At 56.9% G+C, this 4,834-nt stretch carries 3 protein-coding genes; all 3 read right to left on the bottom strand.

All coding sequences use genetic code 11. From position 1 onward, the window contains the following. Positions 1-123: 123 nt before the first annotated feature. The gene (locus tag IE126_RS25270; protein ID WP_189383118.1) at positions 124-948 is read right to left on the bottom strand and encodes a hypothetical protein; all 825 of its coding nucleotides are present in this window, start codon (positions 946-948) and stop codon (positions 124-126) included. A gap of 146 nt (positions 949-1,094) precedes the next feature. Then, a complete protein-coding gene (locus tag IE126_RS25265) occupies positions 1,095-4,415 on the bottom strand; it encodes a DEAD/DEAH box helicase (RefSeq protein ID WP_189383116.1) in 3,321 nt (1,106 codons plus the stop codon). Further along, positions 4,408-4,692 carry a hypothetical protein gene (locus tag IE126_RS25260; protein WP_229825941.1) on the bottom strand — a complete coding sequence of 95 codons (285 nt, stop codon included), beginning with the start codon at positions 4,690-4,692 and terminating at the stop codon, positions 4,408-4,410. Before IE126_RS25260 ends, IE126_RS25265 begins: the two co-directional genes overlap by 8 nt. Between the last annotated feature and the right edge of the window lie 142 nt (positions 4,693-4,834).

The raw sequence follows: 4,834 nt of genomic DNA, 5'->3' as shown, positions 1-4,834 counted from the left end.
ATCAGCATGTCCCCACCCCCTCCCGAACCTCGCGCAGGATCGATCTTGCCATGAACAGGGCAGAACGGCGAGGGTCTATGTGATCATCCGGGATGGAACACCTAGCAGGGTGAACCTTAGATCTCAGCGCCCGTCATCTCGTCGACCATATTGCTGTCCGTTCTTGTACCTTTCCAAGGTTATCGGGTCCAATTGGGTGAAATACTCATCCACCCAATACTTTGCAAAGCTTTGGGGTGCAGTCGTACGCCTTCCGTAAACCGTGGGGACGCCGCAGAATTTAACGCCGACAACATTGCCATGACCCTGTTGGTCAAGTTTAACAAGCTGCGGATGCCCGCCAGTCATGAAATTACTTGAAGGTATTCCATTGATCAGATCGCAGAGCGACCAAAAGCAAGTTCTTGCCACATCGCCCTGATCGCCTTTAGCGATCCACTTCTGTCTAACCTTGTTTGCTCTGCCGCCGCTGCCTGAGCTGTAGATAAGTGTCGATGCATTTCCGCCCAACTCACGCAAACCTATTGATTCAATTTGCCATTTAGCATCCACGGTTCCCGCATGATACAATCGAAATAGCTTAAAATGCACTGGCACACTCATATCGTCTCGCACACCGTACAGAACTTCAAGATCGCAAACAGGAGTCGTCGGTCGGCGGGCGCAGGACATTTTACAGAACTCTTCGACTCGCTTTTCGGTGCCTAGCGAAGAATCGACAGAGCCTCTCTCAATTGCAAGCAGCAGCGATCGAAGGAATGAACTGCCCCAACTGAGGTCGCCTGAGATGGCAAAGATTTCTGGTGTAGATGCGCTGTCATAGACCTTCCTTTCGTGCAACGATACGGCCAGACCAGTCCGAAGAGATGTACCTTGGCTGTCGGCACCCAAGTAAAAGGTTCTGACGCCTGTCCCTGACACCGAAAGCCATGCTGTAACCGTCGTCACACTCGTTCCTCCGAGCCTTTCCCAACGCGAGAACATCTGCGGCAATGGGAAATCTACCTAATACAGCGGGCGAAGCTCGAGCATTGCTTCGGCCCCTGCGCCGTCATTGTCTGGCGCTCGACCACGAGCTGGAACACACCTGCAGCTTATCCATCGCCACCGAAGTCACCGAAGTCATCGATGTCGTCGAACGCTGAGAGGATATCGGCTGTTCGAATGCGATCTAGGGTATCATCAAAGCTCTCACTTGGACCACCCGGCCTAATATGGAGCCGGATCGCATCATAGTGTTTGCGAGCGGAAACTCGCGATACCGAGCGCGTCAAATGGATCCGCACCGCCAAACTATCCGGGCTGTCGCAGCCTTCACGGACGATGCTACCTAGTGTAGCCAATACGATGGGAACGGATGTTTCGCCTTCGGCGGCACGCAAGCGACCCGCGTGCAGGCGCCCAGGAAGGCTCGCGAGGAACGCAAGGTCTGGCACGAGCCGCGATGCAAACACCCGGGCATTCCTGCAGTGCTTGAGATTTGTTGTGCGCCCGAGAAATGCCTTTTCGATCTCGCACAACGGCGCGCCAGACATCCAAATTGGCCAAAGCTTTCGGAGCCATAGCAGCGCATGTTTTCCGCGGGCCTCGTCATCGGCGAGTGCTTTGTAGGGTGTGCCGAACATCTCCTCTAAGCTCTCCGATCGAACCAAGTTAAGCAACTGACTCGGATTCGTGTCGAGCCAGTCAAGCAGCCCCACGACCGCCTCCAGTGCTGTTCCCGAAAAGGCACCGGCATCGAGCCGTTCGACAATGCGCAGAAGTACAGCGACGGAAAGTCCGGTTGCGCCGGAGATCTGTTCAATCCAGCGATCGGTTTCTGGTAGGTCGAGAGTGGCTCGTGCGTCTAAGGCTGAGGCAATCCTAGTGCTGACCCAGTCAGCATCAGACGCAAGTGTCGCACGATAGACACTGAAACTCTTCTTCAGCAGCACCGCCGCCGGATCGTCATCTGCCCCGGCAATCGCCAGCGGCAGCTTGCTCAAGAGATAGGCTGAAGCGCCGGTTTGGGTGACGCCGTCGTGAATGCGGTCAAGCACGATCTTCAGCGGATCGTCAATTACGAGACATTGGTCCGCCTGCTCAAATATCGCTTGCAATTCCATCCAATGCCCGTTGATCCGACTATTCTTATCGTCAAAGTCTATGACCTTGCTGGGGACTAACAGGACAAAGCCCTGCGCACCCTCACCAGCGCGCCCCGCACGGCCTGCTGCGTTTAATAGCTCATGGGCTTCGAGCTTCTGCATCTTGTCAGCCTGGGGATCGAACCGACTATCCCCGGAAATGATGACCACTTCGCTTGGCAAGTTCATGCCCTGTGCAAGGGTCGAGGTCGCGAAAAGTACTTTGATCCCATCCGGCCGACGAAAGAGGCTTTCGTGCAGTTCCCGTTCTTCGCGTAATAGCAGCGCGTGGTGACTGGCAGAACCCGTTGTAAGTGTGCCATCCGCTGCAAGCTTCATGAAGCAGTAACTGGCGCCGCCCATCTCCTCTTCGGCGAGGGTACGCCATTTCTGCTCGTCCTCTGTAAGTTTGATCTGGCTAGCCGCGACGCGAGCTGGGTAATCTTTGACACAGCTCTCACAAAAGATGGTGGTCTGTACGAACACCAATGTTTTCATGCCCGCGCTTGCCGCAGCGGCGGCAAGCGAGCCGCTCGTCTCATTCCCATTTGGGGTGAGATACCATTTACCGGCATCGGTACGGCCGGACGACAGCAGACGTCTGTCACTAAACAGTTGCAGCAACGCGTAGTCGCTGCGGTCCGTGGTCGACCAGGTTTGGAGTAGGCTGAACAGACCAAAGGGCTGCGCGAGCAACGCGCGGCTTACCGAAACTGGCGGCTTGTCGTGATCGGGATAGTCAATTCGAGCGTGAGCGAGGAGCTCGTTGAGCGCCTTAATTTGCTCGGCAGGATAGACGACGCAGCCGCGCACCTGCCGGGTCGGCTTCCAATTCAGATCGAGCTGCAGACATTGGCGACCAGTCAAATAGGCGATCCAGCCTGCAATCTCCTGCGTATTCTTCATCATCGCCGAGAGCAGCAGCAAGTCGGCTCCGGGGGCAACGCTCGTAAGGTTGAGTACGGCGAGCATCGCATCAAGCCCGCGGCGGCTTCGATCATCTTCCCGCGGATGAAGCAAATGACATTCGTCGAAGACGATTAGTCCGAGATCTGTGAAGGCATCCCGATCCACCGAGAGCAGCATCAGACAGCGCTCGGGCGTCATAACTGTGACTTCACCGAGCACGACGACGTTACCAATGCCGGCGTCTTCATCGACGTCGGCTAGAACGCTGTAGTCTTGGAACGTGCCTTCGAGGGATCGCTTGGTTTGGCCAACGAGCGCATGCGTGGGTGCTAGGAAAATGACCCGCTCTCCGCGGAGCAGCGCGGTCGCGATCTTCAGTTCGGCGAGTGTCGATTTGCCACCACCGGTTGGAAAACTAATGGCTGAAGATACCCCACGCTCGAGATAGCCCTTCTCGACCGCCTCGCGGTGGTTGCGCCAGAGAAACGGGCGCTGCCTTGCCATCCGGCGAAGCGTTTGCCACCAACCACTATCATCAACGCCTCCCGGCGTTGGAATGCGGCACAGGGCGGTTCCAAGCAGGTCACCCTCGAGCCCAAGAAGAAGATTGGCGAGATGCAGAGGGCCGGGATAGAGGCTTAGCAGCGTCTCGCCGTCTAGGCCGGCACCTTCGATCGGCTCGGAGGCCAGGGCGCGTACTTGCGCAAATAGCATGCTTGCTGGCACTAGCCCACCAGCCTCCGGCGCTACATCTATGCGCAAGTTCAACTGTCGTGCGAGAGAGGTGACGCCGCGCAGCAGCAGTAGTTGGAGGGCTTCGAGAGCGCGGATATCGAGATCGGTGCCATCAACATCAATCACAGGCTCTTCGGCGCTGATGACAGCTCCAAGCCGGCCTTGCGCTAGATTGCGGATTGCCAGCAAAAGGGCGCGCTCGATCGGCCTCGCACTCTGTCTTGGCGCGATGCGTTTGGCAGCTTCCGCAGCATCGGCATGCGCTTCTGCAAGAAGAAAGAGTAGTGTGGCGCAAACGTCCGAGCTGACCGCTGCAACATCGACTTGGCTGGGAGTTTCGATGCCGCGCCGGGCTAGGGAAATGGCCTGGTGTGCCGAAGCCGCAACAAAGGCCGCCGATGCACGATTCTCGCGATCATGAAGCAAGGCGGCATAGGTTTCATGCGCTGCTGCAATACGGCGAAGTTCATTGACGGTTGCCACCAACGCTGCATCGTCCGCTTCGACCGCAGCACCCCGCAGACGGATCCTTGCCGAGACGATGTCGGCAAATGCTTCAGTTAGACGCTTGGGAAGATTGTCGAGATCGAGCCCTTCGAGTGGTGGAGCCGCCCGGATCAGTGCCGCAGTCGTCGGATCAAACATTGGCGATGGCCTTTATCTTCAAGATCACAAGCGCCGCGAAGCTCGCCATCCAGTTGCGCATCGCCGGGAGGTATATAGTGTCGGCTCGACGACGGACTGAAGCGCCGGGCGCAGACTCATCGAAGCCCTTAAACAGTCCGGCGCGGGCTTTGACTTTGTTGTGCGTATCGCCGATGGTGATGCTCACGCGGTAGTGCCGCACATCGCGCCACAAGGTGTTAGCAATCGCACTATCGAGATCAAACTTGGGGTCGGCAGCGGCGCGAGCATCAAGCATCCCACTGACTTCTTGGGAAACTTCATTTTGCCGCTCGCCTGTTGATTTCCACTGAGAAGTGACCCGGGTTTTCCATCGAGATTTGACCCACCTCTGATTATGGATTTCGGTTCAGTTTTGGGTCAAGGGCGGGTTTCACTCC

Origin of the sequence: Gemmobacter nanjingensis, assembly GCF_014652195.1 — a bacterium.
Lineage (GTDB): Bacteria > Pseudomonadota > Alphaproteobacteria > Rhodobacterales > Rhodobacteraceae > Gemmobacter > Gemmobacter caeni.
This window is presented reverse-complemented; position numbering and strand designations above follow the sequence as displayed.

Coding starts and splice junctions, on each gene's coding strand:
- IE126_RS25265 (WP_189383116.1), bottom strand. CDS start 4,415: ATGTTTGATCCGACGACTGCGGCACTGATCCGGGCGGCTCCACCACTC.
- IE126_RS25260 (WP_229825941.1), bottom strand. CDS start 4,692: ATGCTTGATGCTCGCGCCGCTGCCGACCCCAAGTTTGATCTCGATAGT.